This is a genomic window from Streptomyces sp. NPDC102360, assembly GCF_044766085.1.
Classification (GTDB): Bacteria; Actinomycetota; Actinomycetes; order Streptomycetales; family Streptomycetaceae; genus Streptomyces.
The window spans coordinates 151333-170615 of sequence record NZ_JBIWLG010000002.1 but is presented as its reverse complement, the minus strand read 5'-3'; the positions used below and the strand labels follow the sequence as shown (position 1 = coordinate 170615).

14 protein-coding genes are annotated in these 19283 nt (G+C 70.4%); 10 read left to right on the top strand and 4 right to left on the bottom strand.

Annotated elements, in window-relative coordinates; all coding sequences use genetic code 11:
* Complete coding sequence (locus tag ACIRHA_RS10370) at positions 1-2184, top strand: 3-hydroxyacyl-CoA dehydrogenase NAD-binding domain-containing protein (RefSeq protein ID WP_403842601.1); 2184 nt, start codon at positions 1-3, stop codon at positions 2182-2184.
* A gap of 18 nt (positions 2185-2202) precedes the next feature.
* Here ACIRHA_RS10370 and ACIRHA_RS10365 read toward each other — a convergent pair whose 3' ends face one another.
* Entirely contained in the window at positions 2203-2907 is a 705-nt protein-coding gene (locus ACIRHA_RS10365; protein WP_403842598.1) for a MerR family transcriptional regulator, read from the bottom strand.
* 293 nt (positions 2908-3200) lie between these two features.
* Between ACIRHA_RS10365 and ACIRHA_RS10360 the strand changes: the two genes are divergently transcribed.
* The 3 genes from ACIRHA_RS10360 (at position 3201) to ACIRHA_RS10350 (ending at position 5971) form a co-directional block, all read left to right on the top strand.
* Positions 3201-4673, top strand: coding sequence for an amino acid permease (locus ACIRHA_RS10360; protein WP_403842595.1), 1473 nt, complete (start codon positions 3201-3203; stop codon positions 4671-4673).
* A gap of 77 nt (positions 4674-4750) precedes the next feature.
* On the top strand, positions 4751-5050 hold the full coding sequence (locus ACIRHA_RS10355; protein WP_403842592.1) for a hypothetical protein: 300 nt from the start codon (positions 4751-4753) through the stop codon (positions 5048-5050).
* 51 nt (positions 5051-5101) lie between these two features.
* Positions 5102-5971, top strand: coding sequence for an oxygenase MpaB family protein (locus tag ACIRHA_RS10350; RefSeq protein ID WP_403842589.1), 870 nt, complete (start codon positions 5102-5104; stop codon positions 5969-5971).
* Between the two features lie 71 nt (positions 5972-6042).
* On the opposite strand, the gene ACIRHA_RS10345 is transcribed toward ACIRHA_RS10350, so the two are convergent.
* Positions 6043-6699: a TetR/AcrR family transcriptional regulator gene (locus ACIRHA_RS10345; RefSeq protein WP_403844404.1), complete on the bottom strand. Its 657-nt coding sequence runs from the start codon at positions 6697-6699 to the stop codon at positions 6043-6045.
* A 207-nt stretch (positions 6700-6906) separates the two neighbouring features.
* On the opposite strand from ACIRHA_RS10345, the gene ACIRHA_RS10340 reads away from it, so the two are divergent.
* Entirely contained in the window at positions 6907-8370 is a 1464-nt protein-coding gene (locus tag ACIRHA_RS10340; RefSeq protein ID WP_403842586.1) for an MFS transporter, read from the top strand.
* A 36-nt stretch (positions 8371-8406) separates the two neighbouring features.
* Here the strand turns inward: ACIRHA_RS10340 and ACIRHA_RS10335 are convergent, their stop codons facing one another.
* The gene (locus ACIRHA_RS10335; RefSeq protein WP_403842583.1) at positions 8407-9879 is read right to left on the bottom strand and encodes a M1 family metallopeptidase; all 1473 of its coding nucleotides are present in this window, start codon (positions 9877-9879) and stop codon (positions 8407-8409) included.
* A gap of 228 nt (positions 9880-10107) precedes the next feature.
* Between ACIRHA_RS10335 and ACIRHA_RS10330 the strand changes: the two genes are divergently transcribed.
* The 3 genes from ACIRHA_RS10330 to ACIRHA_RS10320 all read left to right on the top strand — a co-directional run bounded on the left by ACIRHA_RS10330 (position 10108) and on the right by ACIRHA_RS10320 (position 15164).
* A complete protein-coding gene (locus ACIRHA_RS10330; RefSeq protein WP_403842580.1) occupies positions 10108-12084 on the top strand; it encodes a Xaa-Pro dipeptidyl-peptidase in 1977 nt (658 codons plus the stop codon).
* A gap of 26 nt (positions 12085-12110) precedes the next feature.
* Positions 12111-13400 (top strand): M14 family metallocarboxypeptidase, encoded by a 1290-nt coding sequence (locus tag ACIRHA_RS10325; protein ID WP_403842578.1) that lies wholly within the window; start codon positions 12111-12113, stop codon positions 13398-13400.
* Positions 13401-13535: 135 nt separating this feature from the next.
* Positions 13536-15164: a BCCT family transporter gene (locus tag ACIRHA_RS10320; RefSeq protein ID WP_403844402.1), complete on the top strand. Its 1629-nt coding sequence runs from the start codon at positions 13536-13538 to the stop codon at positions 15162-15164.
* Positions 15165-15446: 282 nt separating this feature from the next.
* Here ACIRHA_RS10320 and ACIRHA_RS10315 read toward each other — a convergent pair whose 3' ends face one another.
* Entirely contained in the window at positions 15447-16388 is a 942-nt protein-coding gene (locus tag ACIRHA_RS10315) for an NAD(P)/FAD-dependent oxidoreductase (RefSeq protein ID WP_403842575.1), read from the bottom strand.
* Positions 16389-16464: 76 nt separating this feature from the next.
* Here ACIRHA_RS10315 and ACIRHA_RS10310 point away from each other — a divergent pair, with 76 nt between their 5' ends.
* Both ACIRHA_RS10310 and ACIRHA_RS10305 read left to right on the top strand, forming a co-directional pair.
* The gene (locus ACIRHA_RS10310) at positions 16465-17505 is read left to right on the top strand and encodes an oxidoreductase (protein ID WP_403842572.1); all 1041 of its coding nucleotides are present in this window, start codon (positions 16465-16467) and stop codon (positions 17503-17505) included.
* 71 nt (positions 17506-17576) lie between these two features.
* Entirely contained in the window at positions 17577-19214 is a 1638-nt protein-coding gene (locus ACIRHA_RS10305) for an ABC-F family ATP-binding cassette domain-containing protein (protein ID WP_403842569.1), read from the top strand.
* Positions 19215-19283: the final 69 nt, after the last annotated feature.

The window sequence follows — 19283 nt, the reverse complement described above, 5'->3', positions numbered from 1 at the left end:
ATGACCCAGAGCACCACCATCCGCTGGGAGCAGGACGACACCGGCATCGTCACGCTCGTCCTCGACGACCCCAACCAGTCCGCGAACACCATGAACCAGGCGTTCAAGGACTCCATCGCCGCGATCGCCGACCGCGCGGAGGCCGAGCTGGCCGCGACCCCGGACTCGATCCGCGGGTTCATCTACACCTCCGCCAAGAAGACCTTCTTCGCGGGCGGTGACCTCAAGGACATGATGAAGGCGGGCCCCGAGGACGCCCGGTCCGTCTTCGAGACCGGCATCGGCATCAAGAACTCGCTGCGCCGCATCGAGACCCTCGGCAAGCCCGTCGTCGCGGCCATCAACGGCGCGGCCCTGGGCGGCGGTTATGAGATCGCGCTGGCCAGCCACCACCGCGTCGCCCTCGACGCGCCGGGCTCGAAGATCGGCCTCCCCGAGGTCACGCTCGGCCTGCTCCCGGCAGGCGGCGGCGTCACCCGCACCGTACGCCTCATGGGCATCGCCGACGCGCTCCTCAAGGTGCTGCTCCAGGGCACGCAGTACGCCCCGAAGCGCGCCCTGGAGAACGGCCTGATCCACGAGGTGGCCGCCACCCGGGAAGAGATGATCGAGAAGGCGCGGGCCTTCATCGACGCCAACCCGGAGTCGCAGCAGCCCTGGGACAAGCCCGGCTACCGCATCCCCGGTGGCACCCCGGCCAGCCCCAAGCTCGCCGCGAACCTGCCCGCCTTCCCGGCCAACCTGAAGAAGCAGCTGAACGGCGCCCCGTACCCGGCCCCGCGCAACATCCTCGCGGCCGCCGTCGAGGGCTCCCAGGTCGACTTCGAGAACGCCCTCGCCATCGAGGCCCGCTACTTCACCGAACTGGTCACCGGGCAGACCGCGAAGAACATGATCCAGGCGTTCTTCTTCGACCTCCAGGCCGTGAACTCGGGCGCCAACCGCCCCAAGGGAATCGAGCCGAAGAAGGTCCGGAAGGTCGCCGTCCTCGGCGCCGGCATGATGGGCGCCGGCATCGCCTACTCCTGCGCCCGCGCCGGCATCGAGGTCGTCCTGAAGGACGTGTCCGCCGAGGCCGCCGCCAAGGGCAAGGCCTACTCCGAGAAGCTGTGCGCCAAGGCCGTCAAGCGCGGCCGCACCAGCCAGGAAAAGGCGGACGCACTGCTCGCCCGCATCACCCCGGCCTCCGACCCGCAGGCCGTGGCCGGCTGCGACGCCGTCATCGAGGCCGTCTTCGAGGATCCGTCGCTCAAGCACAAGGTGTTCCAGGAGATCCAGGACATCGTCGAGCCCGACGCACTGCTCTGCTCCAACACCTCCACGCTGCCGATCACCGCGCTCGCCGAGGGCGTCGAGCGGCAGGGCGACTTCATCGGGCTGCACTTCTTCTCGCCCGTCGACAAGATGCCGCTCGTCGAGATCATCAAGGGCGGGCGCACCGGCGACGAGGCCCTCGGCCGCGCCTTCGACCTCGTACGGCAGATCAACAAGACGCCCATCGTGGTCAACGACTCGCGCGGCTTCTTCACCTCGCGGGTCATCGGGCACTTCATCAACGAGGGCGTCGCCATGGTCGGCGAGGGCGTCGAGCCCGCGTCGGTCGAGCAGGCGGCGGGCCAGGCCGGCTACCCGGCCAAGGTGCTCTCCCTGATGGACGAGCTGACCCTCACGCTGCCCCGCAAGATCCGCGAGGAGACGAAGGCCGCGATCGTCGAGGCAGGCGGCACCTGGGAGACGCACCCGGCCGAGGCCGTCATCGACCGGATGGTCGACGAGTTCGGGCGGCCGGGCCGCAGCGGGGGAGCGGGCTTCTACGAGTACGGCGAGGACGGCAAGCGGGCCGGCCTGTGGCCGGGACTGCGCGAGCACTTCGGCAAGCCCGGCACGGAGATCCCCTTCGAAGACATGAAGGAGCGGATGCTCTTCTCGGAGGCGCTCGACACCGTGCGGCTCATCGAGGAAGGCGTCCTCACGTCCGTCGCCGACGCCAACATCGGCTCCATCTTCGGCATCGGCTTCCCGGGCTGGACCGGCGGCGTCCTCCAGTACATCAACGGCTACGAGGGCGGCCTGCCCGGATTCGTCGCCCGCGCACGGGAGTTGGCGGGCCGCTACGGTGACCGCTTCCTGCCGCCCGCGCTGCTGGTGGAGAAGGCCGAGAAGGGCGAGACCTTCAAGGACTGACGTCCGCGCGGGAGGCGTTCAGCGCTCGGCGCGGAACGCCTCCCGCAGCTCCTCCTTCAGCGAGCGCTGGAACGCCGTCAACAGCGCCTGAACGACCAGTGGTTGCATATGGGCCGACAGCGACTTCACGTCCTGCTCGGCCCTTTGTGACACCTCGTCGCTGAAGAGCCGGGCCAGCTCCTGCGCCGCGCCCCGCGAGTGCTCCACCAGAACCTCGCGCGAGGCCAGGATCGCGTCCAACGACAGGGGTACGTCGAGGAGTTGGACACCGAGCCGCAACTGCCCGGTGTCGCACCGGTACGTGCCGTCGCCCTCCTCGGTCAGCACGTCCATCGCCGCGAGCTGCGCGAGGTTCTCCTCGGTCAGCTCACGGCCCGCGCGCCGATCCAGCTCGCTCCGGGTCAGTGTCTCGACCGCGTCGGGGGCCCAACTCGCCACGACCGCACGGTGGATGGCCAGATCGCTCGCGCTCAGATCGGCAGGCAGCTGCTCCAGATAGCGCTCGATCGCGGCCAGCGTCATGCCCTGGTGCTGCAACTCCTCGATCAGCGCGAGCCGCGCGACGTGGTCAGGGCCGTAGTGCCCCACCCGGCGCGGCCCGATCACGGGCGGCGGCAGCAGGCCCCGCGTGCTGTAGAAGCGGATGGTGCGGACCGTGACCCCCGCGCGTGCCGCCAGTTCGTCGACGGTCAGCGTGTCGTCGTGCTCGATGTCCGTCGTCATGTCCGCCTCTCGGATTCGGGTTCAACAGTATCGCTGAGACACCAGTGGTGTGAAAGCGGTCGGCAGCAGCCAGTGGGCGGCTCCGACGCCCCATACGCCTCATCCGGTTCCACGTCCAGAGGTGTGTCGCCATGTGAGAAGCGCCGCTATGTGATCTACGACACCGCGTCGGGGCGATCTTTGGGGGAAGGTGCCCCTCGGTCCGCACGCCGTCAGGGGCGATGCGGGCCGAAGCACGTTCCGGACCCCGGCGGCCCCCACGCCGCCGGGCACCACAGAGTGGACACCCCCTCGTGAGCAAGGACGCCCTCAACACGGCCACGGACGCATCCCGCACAGATGCCTCCCAGTCGCCCGCCGACGCGGGTGACGCCGGCTACAGCAAGGCCCTCAAGAGCCGCCACATCAACATGATCGCCATCGGTGGCGCGATCGGCACCGGACTCTTCCTCGGCGCCGGCGGGCGGCTGCACGACGCGGGCCCCGCCCTCGTCTTCGCCTATCTGATCTGCGGGATCTTCGCGTACTTCGTGGTGCGCGCCCTCGGTGAAATGGTCGTCTACCGGCCCTCGTCCGGTTCCTTCGTGTCGTACGCGCGTGAGTTCCTCGGCGAGAAGGGCGCCTACGTCGCCGGCTGGATGTACTTCCTGAACTGGTCGATGACGGGCATCGCCGACATCACGGCGGTCGCCCTCTATACCCAGTACTGGAGCGCCTTCACGAGCATCCCCCAGTGGGTGCTCGCGCTGATCGCGCTCGCGGTCGTGCTGGCGGTGAACCTCGTCTCGGTGAAGTACTTCGGCGAGATGGAGTTCTGGTTCTCGATCATCAAGGTGGCCACCCTGGTGGCCTTCCTGTTCGTGGGCATCTTCCTGGTGGCGACGCAGCACCCGGTCGACGGCCACACGCCAGGCCTGCACATGATCACGGACAACGGCGGCTGGATGCCGAGCGGCACCATGGCCGTGGTCCTCGTGATGCAAGGCGTCGTCTTCGCGTACGCGGCCCTCGAACTGGTCGGCGTCGCGGCGGGCGAGACCGCCGAGCCGCAGAAGGTCGTCCCGCGCGCGGTGAACTCGATCATGTGGCGCGTCGGCCTGTTCTACTGCGGTTCGGTGCTGCTGCTCGCGCTGCTGCTGCCGTCCACCTCGTACACCTCGGGCGAGAGCCCGTTCGTGACGCTGTTCTCGAAGCTGGGCGTCGGCGGCGTGGGCGACATCATGAACATGGTGGTCCTCACCGCCGCGATGTCCTCGCTGAACTCGGGGCTCTACTCCACGGGCCGCATCCTGCGCTCCATGGCCATGTCGGGCTCCGCGCCGAAGTTCACCGCCAAGATGAACAAGAGCCAGGTGCCGTTCGGCGGCATCCTGCTCACCGCGGGCGTCGGCGTGCTCGGTGTCGGCCTGAACTACCTGCTTCCGGCCGAGGCCTTCGAGATCGTCATCGAGGTCTCCTCGATCGGCATCATCGGCACCTGGGTCATGATCATGGTGGCCCACCTGGCCTTCGTCCGCCGAGCGAAGCAGGGACTGGTGGAACGCCCGAAGTTCCGCCTCCCGTTCTCCCCGGTCACGGAGATCGTCACGATCGTCTTCCTGCTGTCGGTCCTCGTCCTCATGTGGAACGACGAGGAGACCGGCCGCAAGACGCTCATGCTGATCCCGGTCGTCGGTGTGCTGCTCTTCATCGGCTGGTTCCGGGTGCGGCGCAACGTCGACCGCATCGCGTCGGACGAGCTGACGAAGGTGGCCGACGGCAACTGACCCTGCCCGCCTTCCGCCACGGGGCCCCGACGCACACGGTGCGTTGGGGCCCCGTGCCGTGCGGGTAGGACACAGGCATGCCGCTGGTTCCGTGGGACGTACAAGTCAAGATCGGGCAGCTGGCCGCACTCGCCGCGGCCCTGGCGACGGCACTGCTCACCTCCGCCCGCCGACACCGCCCGGCCCCGGCCCCACCGAACCCACCCCCACCCCCGAGCCCGGCCCCCCTCCCGGCCCACATCGTCCCCTGCCGCCCGGCCCCGTCCCCGGCCGCCGACACGGACCTGTGCACCTGCGTCTCAGAGCTGGCCTCGGACCTGGCGAAGCGGTACGGGGACGACGGCCGCCGGCCACCAGGACCGGACGCGCATACTTGATCAGAGACAGGACCCGCAGGCTCCGGACGCACCACGAGGAGCGGCATCCCCATGAAGCAGCACGACCCCGACCCGCCCCCACCCCCACCCGGCGGCATCCTCTGGGAGACCGCGGGCGACATCCGCGCCCTGCTCGCCCTGCCCGCCGCGTTCGTGCTCCAGGTCGCGCACCCGGCCGTCGGCGCGGGTGTCGACGAGCACTCGGTGTTCCGCACCGACCCCTGGGGCCGCGGCGAGCGCTCGCTGACCTCGGTCATGCTCTGGGTCTACGGGGGTGAGGCCGCGGCCGAGGAGGGCCGCCGGCTGCGCCGGCTCCACCGCACCATCCAGGGCACCGACCCGCACGGTCGCCGCTACCACGCCCTCACCCCGGCCTACTACGCGTGGGTGCACGCCACCGGCTTCCCCGTCTCCCGCTACGCGCGCCGCTACTTCGCCACGCCGTTCACGCCGGAGGAGGAGCGACAGTTCTACGCGGAGTGGCTGATGGTCGGCCGCATCCTCGGCATCCACGACCGGGACATGCCGCAGACGGTCGAGGAGTTCTGGCCGTACTACCGCAAGACGCTCGCGCAGGAGGTCGAGCGCAACGCGGTGGTGACCGAACTGACGGCGGCCGACCGGGCACTCCCCGCCCCGCCGGGCCACCACTCGTCGTTCACCAAACTGCTCTGGCCCCTCCTGCGCCCGGCTCTGACCCGCACGATGCGCTTCCTGTCGATCGGCCTGCTCCCACCAGAGGCACGGGAGGCAATCGGCCTCCCCTGGACCCCGAAACAGGAACGCCGCCTACGCCACTTCGCAGCACTGGTAAGGCTCCTGGCGCCGCATCTCCCGGAACGCTTCCGGTACCTGCCTCTGGCACGCCGGGCACGGGCATCGAGATCAAGCAGCCGGGGATCCTCAAGCCCCGCACTTTGAACGAGAGCCGGCGGGGCCCGGGGCAGAGCCCCGCGACCGCACCCCCGTCGCAGCGCATCGACACGCCGGGATCAGGCCCCCGCCTGAAGCCGCAACCCCGCCAACGTCAGGTCCAGCGCCGCCAGGAACTGCTCCCGGTCGTCGTGCCCGGCGAACTCGTCGGCGATCCCCTGCACGAACGGAAACTCCTCCGCATCGAGCTGCCGCCACGTCTCGGCGAACTGGTCGAGGTACGCGTCCCTGTCCACCTCCCCGTCCAGCAGCCGCTGGGGAATCTCCATCCCCAGATCGGCCGCCGTGCCGACCACCACACCAGTGATCGCCGAAACGGCGTGGAACCGCTGACGCGTCGTGAGATCGAGCCGCAGCGTCTGCCGGCCGAGCCGGTCGTACAGCCGCAGTGAGTTGCCCTGCACGTCGGTGTTGCGCATGAAGTACCGGGACAGCCACGGCCGGTCCACGATCGCGTCGAACAGGGCGACGGCCATCGCCCGCAGGTCGGCGATGGGGTCGTCGCTGTCGGGCAGCTCCTCCACGGCGGCCAGCACGCCGCCGATCGCGTGGTCGGTGGCGCGGTCGAGGAGCTCGTCCTTGTTCTGGACGTACCAGTAGATCGTGCCGACGCCCGTGCCGAGCCGGGCGGCGAGGGTGCGGAACGTCAGCGCGGGCCCACCGGCCTCGCCGGCCTCGTCGAGCACGGCAACGGCCGCGTTGAGCACGGCCTCCATCGAGTGCGAAGCGCGCCGGCGCCCCCGGGGGGTCGCTGCGGCGGCGGAGCGGGTCGGCGGGGGTGTCATGACATCCATCCAAGCACAACTTGCCTCTCATCGAACATGGTTCTATGGTGGAACCACGTTCGAACATCGAACTATGTTCTATGAACGAATGCCGTTCGATGCTCGACGGTGTTCTCCGCTGAGAAAGGAGGCCAGGTCATGACTGCCACCACCGAAACCGGGCCCGTTCCCACCACCCGTACCTACGGATCACTGCGGGCGGCGTGGATCCCGCTGGCCGCGCTCTGCCTGGCCTTCTTCGTCGAGATGGTCGACAACACGCTGCTCTCGATCGCGCTGCCCACCATCGGCCGCGACCTCGGCAGCGGCACGACCGCGCTGCAGTGGGTCACCGGCGCCTACTCGCTGACGTTCGGCGGCCTGCTGCTCACGGCGGGGTCCATGGCCGACCGCCTCGGGCGCCGTCGCGTCCTGCTGGTCGGCCTCGCCGCCTTCGGCGTGTTGAGCCTGGCCGTCGTCGCCGTCGACTCCACCGGGCAGCTCATCGCCCTGCGGGCCGGACTCGGCGTCGCCGCCGCGGCCATGGCCCCCATCACCAACTCGCTCGTCTTCCGGCTCTTCGACGACCAGGCGCTGCGGATGCGCGCGATGACCCTGATGATCGTCGTCGGCATGTCCGGGTTCATCCTCGGCCCGCTGCTCGGCGGCACCGCGCTCGCCCACGTGAGCTGGCAGTGGCTGCTGCTGATCAACGCTCCGATCGCGCTGATCGCGGCCATCGGCGTGCGGCTCGGCGTCGCGCCCGACCGGCGCGAGGACCTCACCGGCGACAAGCTCGACCTGCCGGGCGCCGTCCTGAGCGTGCTCGCCATCGGCCTGGCCTGCTACTCCCTGACCAGCGGCGTCGAGCACGGCTGGGGCTCCGCGGCCACGCTCGGCTCGGTCCTGGGTGCCGTGGTCGCGGGCCTCGCGTTCGTGCGGCACGAGCGCCGCAGCAAGGCCCCCATGCTGGACCTCAAGATCTTCTCGAACGGCACCGTGCGCGGCGCGGCCCTCGCCCAGATCGGCACGTCCGTCGCGATGGCCGGCGTGATGTTCGGGCTGATCCTGCACTTCCAGTACGCCTACGGGTGGAGCCCCGTGCGGGCCGGCCTCGCGAACCTGCCGCTCATCCTGACCATGATCGCGGCGACCCCGCTCTCGGAGTGGCTGGCCAAGCGGTTCGGCCACCGCGTGGCCTGCCTCGTCGGCGCGGCCTGTCTGGCCGTCTCGCTGGCCGGACTCTCCTGGGGTGTCGAGCACGGGTACGCCGTCATCGCGCTCTGCATGGTCGTGATGACCATCGGGCTGCGCACGGTCATGACCATCTGCGCGATCGCCCTGGTCGAGGCGATGCCGGCCAATCGCACCTCGATCGGCACCGCGCTCAACGACACCGCCCAGGAGGTCGGCACCAGCGTCGGCACCGCCGTCGTCGGCACCCTGATCGCCGCACTGGTCACCACCCAGCTGCCTGCGGGCGTCTGGAGCAGCGACCTGGTGCAGTCCTTCTTCCACGGCGAGCGCATCACCTACGCCGTGCTCGCCGTGCTGGTCGGCCTCATCGCGGTGGGCGGCGCGCTCACCCTCACCGACTCGCACGCCACGGAGGAGCCGGCCTGAGGTGCCCGGTGCGGGTGAGCGCTGACCCGTGGCCGGTCAGTGCTCGCCGTGCACCTCGTTCGTGGCGGCGATCCGCTTCCACGACTTGGGCCGAACCGGCGCCGAAACCGTGGACGCGGACGCGGCCGGCTTCGACGGCTGGTACAGCCACGTGTCGAACAGCCCGCCCAGCCGCTCCCCGGAGACCTTCTCCGCGTACGCCTGGAAGTCGGAGACGCTCGCGTTGCCGTACGCGTGCTCCTGCGGCCACCCCTTCAGGATCGCGAAGAAGTCCTTCTCGCCGACCTTGTTGCGCAGCGCCTGCACCGCCATCGCCCCGCGGTCGTAGACGGCCCCGTCGAACTGATTCTCCGGTCCGGGGTCGCCCGGCTTCACCGTCCAGAACGCGTCGTCCGCGGGGTGCTGCGCGTACGTGTAGTCGGCGAGCTCCTGGGCCGTGCCCTCGCCCTCCTTCTCCGACCACAGCCACTGCGCGTACCGGGCGAAGCCCTCGTTGATCCAGATGTCCTTCCAGCCCCGCACGGAGACACTGTCGCCGTACCACTGGTGCGCCAACTCGTGAACGACGACAGACACGTTGGACCCGTTGGCGAACTGCTTCGGAGAGTAGAACGGCCGCGTCTGCGTCTCCAGGGCAAAGCTCGACGGCACGTTCGGTACATACCCGCCGAGCGCCTCGAACGGATACTTCCCGTAGACCGACTCCAGCCACTCGGCGACCTCGGTCGTCCGCTCCACGCTCGCCTTCGCCGCGCCCTCGTTCGCGCCGAGGTCCTTGCTGTACGCGTTGATGACGGGCAGCCCGTCGGCGGTCTTGTCGGTGGTGATGTCGAACTTGCCCACCGCCAACGTGGCCAGATACGTGGCCTGCGGGTGCGCCGAACGCCAGTTGAACCGCGTCCACCCCAGCTTCGAACTCTGCGACTGCAATGTCCCGTTGGAGATCGCCTGCGTACCGTCCGGTACCGCCACGGACACGTCGTACGTGGCCTTGTCGAGCGGGTGGTCGTTGGAGGGGAACCACCAGGCCGCCGCCTCCGGCTCGTTGGCCGCGACGCCGCCGTCCGGGGTGCGCTGCCAGGATGTGAAGCCCCACAGCTTCACATCGGACGGCTTGCCCGCGTACTTGACCACAATGGTGAACGGCGTCCCCTTCGGCAGCCCTGCCGCCGGAGTCACCTCCAGCTCCTGCACGTCGGACCTGGCGAACTTCGCCTTCTTGCCGTTCACCCGGACCTCGCTCGCCGTGAGCCCGAAGTCGAGGTCGAAGCGTGACAGGTCCTGCGTGGAGGAGGCGAGGATGGTCGCCGTGCCCTCCAACTGGTCCGTCTTCGGCTGGTACTTGAGGCGCAGGTCGTAGTGGGAGACGTCGTAGCCGCCGTTCCCGTACGCGGGGTAGTAGGGGTCACCGATGCCCGACGCCCCCGGTTCGAAGTCCGCGGCCGATGCCGGGATCGCCAGCAGCAGAGAGGCCGCGAGTGCGCCGGGGGCGATAAGTCTGCGGTACACGGAAACTCCAAGTCGTAGACGCCGAGATCCAGTTGGCCGACCCCGTACGGATCACGTCCGTGGCCGACACAGCGACCCTATTCAGCACCCCGTGCCCCGGTCATGTCCATGGCCGCACCAGCCACACGATCGTCATCTGGCCGACATGTGCCTTTCGGCCCCATGCGCCTGTCCGCCATGTCTGCGGCCCTCTGTCGCAAGCCAGTTCACCGGTGTACCTTCCGCGCCATGCCGATACATGACAGACGCAGCCACCGCCGCTGGAGAACCCTGGCGGCGGTGGTCATCGCCGCTCTGCTGTCCGTACTCGTCGTGCCCGTCGCCACCACCGCGGGGGCGGCCGCCCGGCCGACCGAGTCCAAGCCCGTCTACTCCTACGCCGACGCCGTCCGCGAGTCCGTCTGGGTCGACACCCGGCTCGACGGGGACGACAACGGGAAGACCGACCGGGTCGCCGTCGACATCGTCCGCCCGCGCGAACCCGCCGCCCAGGGCCGCAAGATCCCCGTGATCATGGACGCCAGCCCGTACTACTCCTGCTGCGGGCGCGGAAACGAGAGCCAGAAGAAGACGTACGACGCGGACGGAAACGTCGTACAGATGCCGCTCTTCTACGACAACTACTTCGTGCCCCGCGGCTACGCGTTCGTCGGCGTCGACCTGCTCGGCACCAACCGCTCCGACGGCTGTGCCGACGTCGGCGGGGCCTACGACATCGGCTCCGCGAAGGCCGTCGTCGACTGGCTGAACGGCCGCGCCAAGGGCTACACCACCCGCACCGGCGGCGAACGGGCCCGCGCCGACTGGACCAACGGCCGCACCGGAATGATCGGCAAGAGCTACGACGGCACCGTCGCCAACGGCGTCGCCGCGACCGGCGTCGAGGGTCTGGAGACCATCGTGCCGATCGGCGGGATCTCCTCCTGGTACGACTACTACTTCCAACAGGGCGCCCCGCTCTACGACTCGGGCCCCGAGTGGCTGTCCGACTACGTCGAGAGTCCTGCGGCCCGTGAGCGCTGCGCCGCCGTACAGAAACGACTTGTCGACGAAGCGCCCCGCACCGGCGACATCACGCGACTGTGGCAGGAGCGCGACTACGTCAAGAACGCCGACAAGGTGCGCGCCAGCGTCTTCGTCGTGCACGGCATGCAGGACCTGAACGTCCGCGCCAAGCACTTCGGCCAGTGGTGGGACGCGCTCGCCAAGAACGGGGTGGACCGCAAGATCTGGCTGGCGCAGACCGGCCACGTCGACCCCTTCGACTCCCGCCGCGGCGCCTGGGTCGACACCCTGCACCGCTGGTTCGACCACGAACTCCTCGGCTACGCCAACGGAATCGACCGCGAGCCGATGGCCGACATCGAGCGCGCCCCCGACCGCTGGACCACCGACAAGGTGTGGCCGCCGCGCGCCACCGAAACCGCCGCGCTGCGCCCCGCCAAGGGCGACAAGGACGGCGTCGGCACCCTGGGCCTGAAGACCGGATCCGGCCGCGAGGCCTTCACCGACAACCCGGCGCTCGGCGAACTCGACTGGGCCGACCACATCCAGCAGCCGACCGCGGAGAAGGCCGGGTTCCTCAGCCGCCCGCTGGCCAAGGACCTGCGCCTGTCCGGCTCCTCGAAGGTCACGGTCACCGCGACCCCGACGACGTCCAGCGCCCACCTGAGCGCCGTCCTCGTCGACGTCGGTCCCGCCACGATCCGCGACTACGCGGGCGCGGGCGAAGGCATCACCACCGGCACCGACCGCAGCTGCTGGGGGCCGAGCAGTGCCAGCGACAGCTCCTGCTACCTGACCACGGCGGCCGCGACCACCGACGTCAACTCGACGGTCTTCAGCCGCGGTTGGGCCGACCTCGGCACCGCCACGAACCCGGAGCACGGCACCGCGCTCACGCCCGGCAAGCCCTATACCCTGACGATCGACCTCGCCGCGAGCGACCACGTCGTACCGAAGGGGCACCGGCTCGCCCTCATCGTGGCCGGCACCGACAAGGACCTGATCGACCCTCCGGCCACCAAGCCGACTCTCTCCGTCGACCTCGCCCGCACCGCGGCCCGCGTCCCCGTCGTCGGCGGCGCCGCCGCCTTCGCGGCCGCCACCTCAGGCTCCACCACCGCCACCCCCCAACCGTCCGCGGCCGACGGCGTGAGCCCGTACCGCCTGGACCGCCCCGTACCGGGAGGCAGCACCCGATGACAGCGCACTCGATGACAGCGCACCCGATGAGAGCACGTCCCCGCACCCTCGCCCTGGCCGCCGCCGTCGCCGCGCTCACCGTGCCCCTCGTGGTGGCGGCCCCGGCCGGCGCGAGCGCCGCCGCCACCGGGCCCCGCACCGGCTTCGAGGAGACCGACGGCGCCCGCTGGACCACCCAGCCCGAGGAGAAGCAGCTCCTCGCCACCGTCGACAAGGCCTCCGACCAGGTCTCCGTCTCCCGCATCGGCGAGACGAAGCAGGGCCGCCCGCTGAACCTCGTCCGGGTCGGGGCGCACCGCACGGCCAACACCGTGCTGCTGATCTGCTCCCAGCACGGCGACGAACCCTCGGGCCGCGAGGCCTGCCTGACGAAGATCCGCGACCTCGCCTACGCCAAGGACCGGGCGACGCAGCGCTTCCTGTCCCGTACGACGCTCCTCGTCGTGCCCACCGCCAACCCCGACGGCAACGCCGCCGACACCCGCGGCAACTCGGACGGCATCGACATCAACCGCGACCACATCGCACTCAAGACCGCCGAGGCGCGGGCGATGGCCGCCGTCATCCGCGACCGGCGGCCCGATGTCATCTACGACCTGCACGAGTACGGGGCCACCCCCAAGTACTACGACAAGGATCTGTTCGACCTCTGGCCCCGCAACCTCAACACCGACTCCGCCGTGCACGACCAGGCCGAGTCCCTGTCGCTCGACCACGTGCGGCCCGCCGCGGGTGACGCCGGGTACTCCACGGGCACGTACGGCATCTGGACCGACCCGGAGACCGGCGAGCCGGTCAAGCAGACCGCGGGGGACGGGCAGGAGCGGATCCTGCGCAACGTCTCCGGCGTCAAGAACTCCGTCGGGCTGCTCATCGAGAGCCGCGTCGACCCCGGCACGCCCGCGGAGGAGGAGGACCTGGCGCTGGTCAATCAGCGGCGCCGCGACTCCCAACTCGCCGCGCTGGGCGGTCTGTTCCGGTACACGTCCGAGAACCGGGGAGCCATCGAGGCCGCCACCACGGCCGCCCGCGCCAAGGGCTTCGCCGACCGCGGGCCGATCTATACCGGTGGCGCCGACAACGACCCCGCCGAAGCCGCGGAGGTCATCAAGGATCCGCCGTGCGGGTACCGGCTGAGCGGGACGCAATACGCCGAATTCAAAGACAAATTGGCGCTGCACGGCATCACCGTCCAGAAGTCGGGCAGCGGGGCCTTCGTACCCCTTCGGCAGTCCGAACGGGCCCTGGTCGCGCTGCTCCTCGACGCGCGCGCGACCTACCACCTGACGGAAGGGGAGCCCGACACACACTGCTGATCGGGTTACGGGAGTGTCAGGTGTGGTAGGTCGTAGTGGGTGACAAGCCCTCAGAAACCAACCAGCGATACTCCCGTCCCCGAGGAGGGAGCGACCGCAACGACCGCGGAGGAGCGCCCCACCACCGACCGGATCGTGTTCGGCGTCACCGCCGTGCTCACTCTGGCCTTCGTGGTCTGGGGCGCCACCGCCACGGACAACCTCGAGAGCGTCTCCGAATCGCTTCTCGGCGGCCTGATGCACAACGGCGGCTGGGCGTTCGTGCTCACCGCGACCGGCTTCGTGGTCTTCGCCCTGTGGCTCGCCATGAGTCGCTACGGGAAGATCCCCCTCGGCAAGGAGGGCGAGGAGCCGGAGTTTCGCACGGTCTCCTGGATCGCCATGATGTTCAGCGCGGGCATGGGCATCGGGCTCATGTTCTACGGGGTGAGCGAGCCGCTCGCGCACTTCACGACGCCGCCGCCGGGCACCGACCCGGCCGACTCCGCCGAGGCCATGGAGACCGCCATGGCCACCACGCTGTTCCACTGGACCCTGCACCCGTGGGCGATCTACGCGGTCGTCGGACTCGCCATCGCCTACAGCACGTTCCGGCGCCGCAGGCGGCAGACCATCTCCTCGGTCTTCGTCCCGCTCATCGGCGAGAAGCACGCGCACGGCGCGTGGGGTCGCGTGATCGACATCCTCGCGATCTTCGCGACGCTGTTCGGCTCGGCCGCCTCCCTCGGACTCGGCGCCCTGCAGATCGGGGCCGGGTTCAAGGCGGCCAACTGGATGGACGACGTGAGCACCGGGCTGCTCGTGTCGATCATCGCGGTGCTGACCGTCGCGTTCGTCTTCTCCGCCGTCTCCGGTGTGGAGAAGGGCGTCCAGTGGCTGTCGAACATCAACATGGTGCTCGCGCTGCTCCTGGTGGTCTTCGTGTTCATCGCAGGCCCGACGATCATGAACTTGGACCTGCTGCCGACCTCCCTCGGTGCGTACATGGACAACTTCCCGCAACTCATCGGCCGCACCGAGGCGTCCAGCGGTAAGGGCGTCGCCGACTGGCTGAGCAGCTGGACGGTCTTCTACTGGGCCTGGTGGATCTCCTGGTCGCCGTTCGTCGGCATGTTCATCGCGCGCATCAGCAAGGGCCGGACGATCCGTCAGTTCGTCGGCGGTGTCATCCTCGTGCCCTCGACCGTCAGCCTGATCTGGTTCGCGGTCTTCGGCGGTTCGGCGATCAGCCTCAAGGAGGGGGGCGCCCTCAAGGGCGCCGACACTCAGGAGGCCCAGCTCTTCGGCGTGCTCCAGGAGTACCCGATCGCCTCCGTGACGAGCCTGCTCGTGATGATCCTCGTCGGCATCTTCTTCGTGTCCGGCGCGGACGCGGCGTCGATCGTCATGGGCACCCTCTCGCAGAAGGGCGCGCTGGAGCCCGGCAAGTTCGTCGTCGTCTTCTGGGGCGTCGTGACCGGCGCGGTCGGCGCGATCATGCTGATGATCGGCAACGGTTCCGGGGACGCGCTCACCGGTCTGCAGAACCTGACGATCCTGGTGGCGGCACCCTTCGTCCTGGTCATGATCGGCATGTGCGTGTCGCTCCTGCGCGACCTGCGGCAGGACCCGCTCATGGTCCGCGGTGAGATGGGCATCGAGGTCGTCGAGCAGGCGGTCGTCGCAGGACACGAGAAGTACGGCGGCGAGTTCGAGATCCGCATCGGCCCCGGCAGCAGCCTGGAGACCGAGGGCGACCCGATCGGCAAGCACCACGAGGACTGAGAAACGGCATGTACGGATGGGGGCGTGGTCCAACACGGACCACGCCCCCACCCGTACACCCGCTCCGGTCCCGCCCTGGCGGCTGTCCGGGTCGGCCCACTTCGGCGGTCGTCCGGGCCGGTCCACCTCGGCGGTCGGCCGGGCTGATCCACTCCGAGGTCTGTCCGGACTGGTCCGCCCCGGCGGCTGTCTGGGCCGGCGCACGCCTCGGCGGCTGTTCGGGCCGGTCCACGCTCCGGCCGCCGTCCGGGCCGGCTTGTCCCGGCCGTCGGCCGGGGTGCTTTATTCGGCCTCGGCCAGTTCGGCTGTCTCCTCGGCGCAGCCCCATGCCACGGTCACTCCGGCGCCGCCGTGCCCGTAGTTGTGCACCAGCACCCGGCCGGCGCCCCTTTCCTCGCGCTCGATGCGCACCGCCGGGCGGGCCGGGCGCAGGCCCACGCGGTGGTCGAGGATCCGCGCGCCCGCGATCTCGGGGCGCACCGCGGCGCAGCGCTTCACGATCTCCTCGGCGGTGGCCGGATCCGGCTCGAGGGACCACGCGTCGTCCTCGGCGGTGCCGCCCAGCAGCAGGCGCCCCGGCTGCGGCAGGAAGTACGTCGTCCCGTCGGAGGCGGGGTCGACGGTGGTGAACCACGTGTCGACGCCCGGGTTCTCCACGATCACCAACTGCCCGCGCACCGGGCGCACGGAGTCGTCCGGCACCAGTTCGCGGGCCGCGAGCCCGGTGCAGTTCACGACGGTCGGCGCGGCGTCGAGGGCCTCGTCGAGGGAGGCCACCGTGCGCGCCTCGACGGTGATGCCGGTGCGCGCCAACTGCTCGCGCAGCCACGCCAGATGGACCGGCATGTCGATCACCGGCAGCCGCGCCGCGAGGCCCCGCGGGGTGTCGTGCAGGCCCGCGACCTCCGCGGCCCACGCGCCGAGACCGGCCAGACGCGAGTCCCCGTGCACGCCGTCGACGAGGCGCACCCCGGTCTCCTGGGGACGCGCCGCCCACTCCTCGTACCGCCTCAGCGAGCGCAGCGACCACGCGCCCACCTTGGCTATCGGGTCGATCCGGTACGGCCACCACAGCCCGCCCGCGACCGCCGACGTCGTCCGCTCGGCGACGTCCCGCGACCACACGCGCACCGGGCGCCCGCGCCGCGCGAGTTCCAGGGCGGTGGTCATGCCGATGACCCCGCCGCCGACCACGATCACTTCACTGCCGCTGTCCCTGATCATCCATGGACGCTAACGGGAAGCAGGCGGAATACGTCATACCGCGCTCACGGCGGGTACAGGTGGGAATACTCGCACCATGGCTGCTGCCGACAACTGCGCGACCTTCGGCCTGGCACCGGCGATGCGCGCCGGGGGAGTCCTCGCGGGCGGGGACTACCAGGTCCACCGGGACTTCGTGGACTTCATCGTCGACGGCCGCCCGCTGCTCTTCCAGCTCTCCGACCTCGACGCCGTGTCCCCGCTCGCCGCCGACATCCCGCCCGCGATCTTCGCGCACCACGTGAAGCGGCTGCTCCTGGAGGCGGAGGCACCACTGCCCGGCGGGCGCTGCGTGATCTACGGGTGCCCGGAGTGCGAGGGAATCGAGTGCGGGGCGGTGACGGCGGTGATCGAGCGGGACGGGGCCGGTGGTTCGGATTACGTGTGGCGGGACTTCGCCTGGCAGACCGACGAGCGGGTCGACCTGGAGCTGAACGGTTACCACGGCATCGGCCCGTTCCGCTTCCGCGCCGCCGAGTACCGGGCGGCGCTGGGGCAGTTGCTGGACGGGGCGGGCGCGCCGGGGCCCCGCCGCAAGGTCCTGCTGATCGGGGCCCGCGTCGCCGTCCTCGCCCGGCTCGCGGCGGCGCTGCGCACCATCGGCGTCGGCGCGGACATCACGCAGGACGCGTCCGGCGTACCACCCGAGGAGCTGCGTACGTACGGGGTGGTGGCCTTCGGGCGGGCGGTGGAGGAGGGCCAACGGTCGTTGGTACGGCGGGAGTTCGAGCGGGCCGGGGCGGACGTCGCGTACGTGGACGGGCTCGCGCCGATCATCCCCCTCCTGGTCGCCCAGATCGAGAGCGCCCTGGACCGCGTCCCGTTGGCGCGGCGCCGGCTGACGCGGCTGGTCGCCGCCGACGGCGAGGCGGGCGTGGAGGTCACCTCCACGTGCCGCGTCCGCATCACGGCCTACCGCCTCGACCGCTTCCACCGAGAGCACACGCACGACGTCTTCGACGCGGTCCTGGAACCGGGCCGGCACCGCATGTCCCTCGACACGAAGGCGACGAAGGGCCAGTCCTTCCTCGTGGCCCGCACAACGGGGAGCGTGCTGGTGACGCGAATGGAACGCTGACCGTCCCGGCCCCGGCGCGGCCGAGCCGCCTACGGCCCCGCCCCCGCGCCCCGACTAGGATCACCCTCCTGATGACTGCAACGCTCGTAGCCAAGAACCTCGTCGCGGGACACGGTGACCGCACCCTCTTCTCCGGTCTCGACCTCGTCGTCGCCCCCGGTGACGTAATCGGGCTCGTCGGCGCCAACGGAGCCGGAAAGTCCACGCTCCTGCGCCTCCTCGCCGGCCTCACCACCCCCGAAGGGGGAGACGTACGGCTCTCCCCGCCGACCGCCACCGTCGGCCACCTCCCGCAGGAGCCCGACCGCCGCCCCGGCGAAACGATCCGCGAGTTCCTGGCCCGCCGCACCGGCGTGACCGAGGCGCAGCGCACCATGGACGAGGCCACGCAGGGACTCGTCGACGGCACCCCCGGCGCCGACGACGCGTACGCCACGAGCCTGGAGCGGTGGCTGAACCTGGGCGGCGCCGACCTCGACGAGCGCGCCGAGGAGGTCGCGGAACAGCTCGGCCTGGACGTCGGCCTCGACCAGGCGATGACGTCCCTGTCCGGCGGCCAGGCGGCCCGCGCGGGACTCGCCTCCCTCCTCCTCTCCCGCTACGACGTCTTCCTCCTCGACGAGCCGACCAACGACCTCGACCTGGACGGCCTGGACCGCCTGGAGACGTTCGTACGCGGCCTGCGCGCCGGCACCGTCGTCGTCAGCCACGACCGCGAGTTCCTCACCCGTACCGTCACCAAGGTCCTCGAACTCGACCTGGCCCAGCAGGAGATCAACCTCTACGGAGGCGGTTACGCCGCCTACTTGGAGGAGCGCGAGGTCGCGCGCCGTCACGCGCGCGAGGAGTACGAAGAGTTCGCGGACAAGAAGTCGGCCCTGGAGGGCCGCGCCCAGATGCAGCGCACCTGGATGGACAAGGGTGTCAAGAACGCCCGGCGCAAGGCCACCGACAGCGACAAGCTGGGCCGCAAGTTCCGCAGCGAGGCGAGCGAGAAGCAGGCCGCGAAGGCCCGGCAGACGCAGAAGATGATCGAGCGCCTCGACGTCGTGGACGAGCCCCGCAAGGAGTGGGAGCTGCGCATGGAGATCGCGGCGGCCCCCCGCTCGGGGGCGGTCGTGGCGTCACTGCGCGATGCCCAACTGCGGCGCGGCGACTTCGAGTTCGGTCCCGTGACGCTCCAGGTCGACTGGGCGGACCGCATCGCCATCACCGGCGCCAACGGCTCCGGCAAGTCGACCCTGCTCGCCGCGCTCCTCGGCCGCCTTCCGGTCGACTCGGGCCACGCGACGCTCGGTTCGGGCGTCGTGGTCGGCGAGGTCGACCAGGCCCGAGCGCTCTTCTACGGACAGGAGACGCTGCTCGACGCGTTCGGTGCGGCGGTCCCCGACACCGAACCGGCCGAAGTCCGCACGCTGCTCGCCAAGTTCGGCCTGAAGGCGGACCATGTGCTGCGCCCCGCCGCCACTCTCTCCCCGGGCGAACGCACCCGCGCGGCCCTCGCCCTCCTCCAGGGCCGGGGCGTCAACCTCCTGGTCCTGGACGAGCCGACGAACCACCTCGACCTCCCGGCGATCGAGCAACTGGAGTCGGCCCTGGCGACCTACGAGGGCACTCTCCTTCTGGTCACGCACGACCGCAGGATGCTGGACGCGGTCCGCACGACGCGGCGCCTGGAAATGACCTCCGGAAAGCTGACGGAGGCCTGAGGCCTTCAGGGGCGCGGGGAACTGCGCGCCCAGCCACGAACGGCCGCACAGTCCCCGCTGCCCTCAACC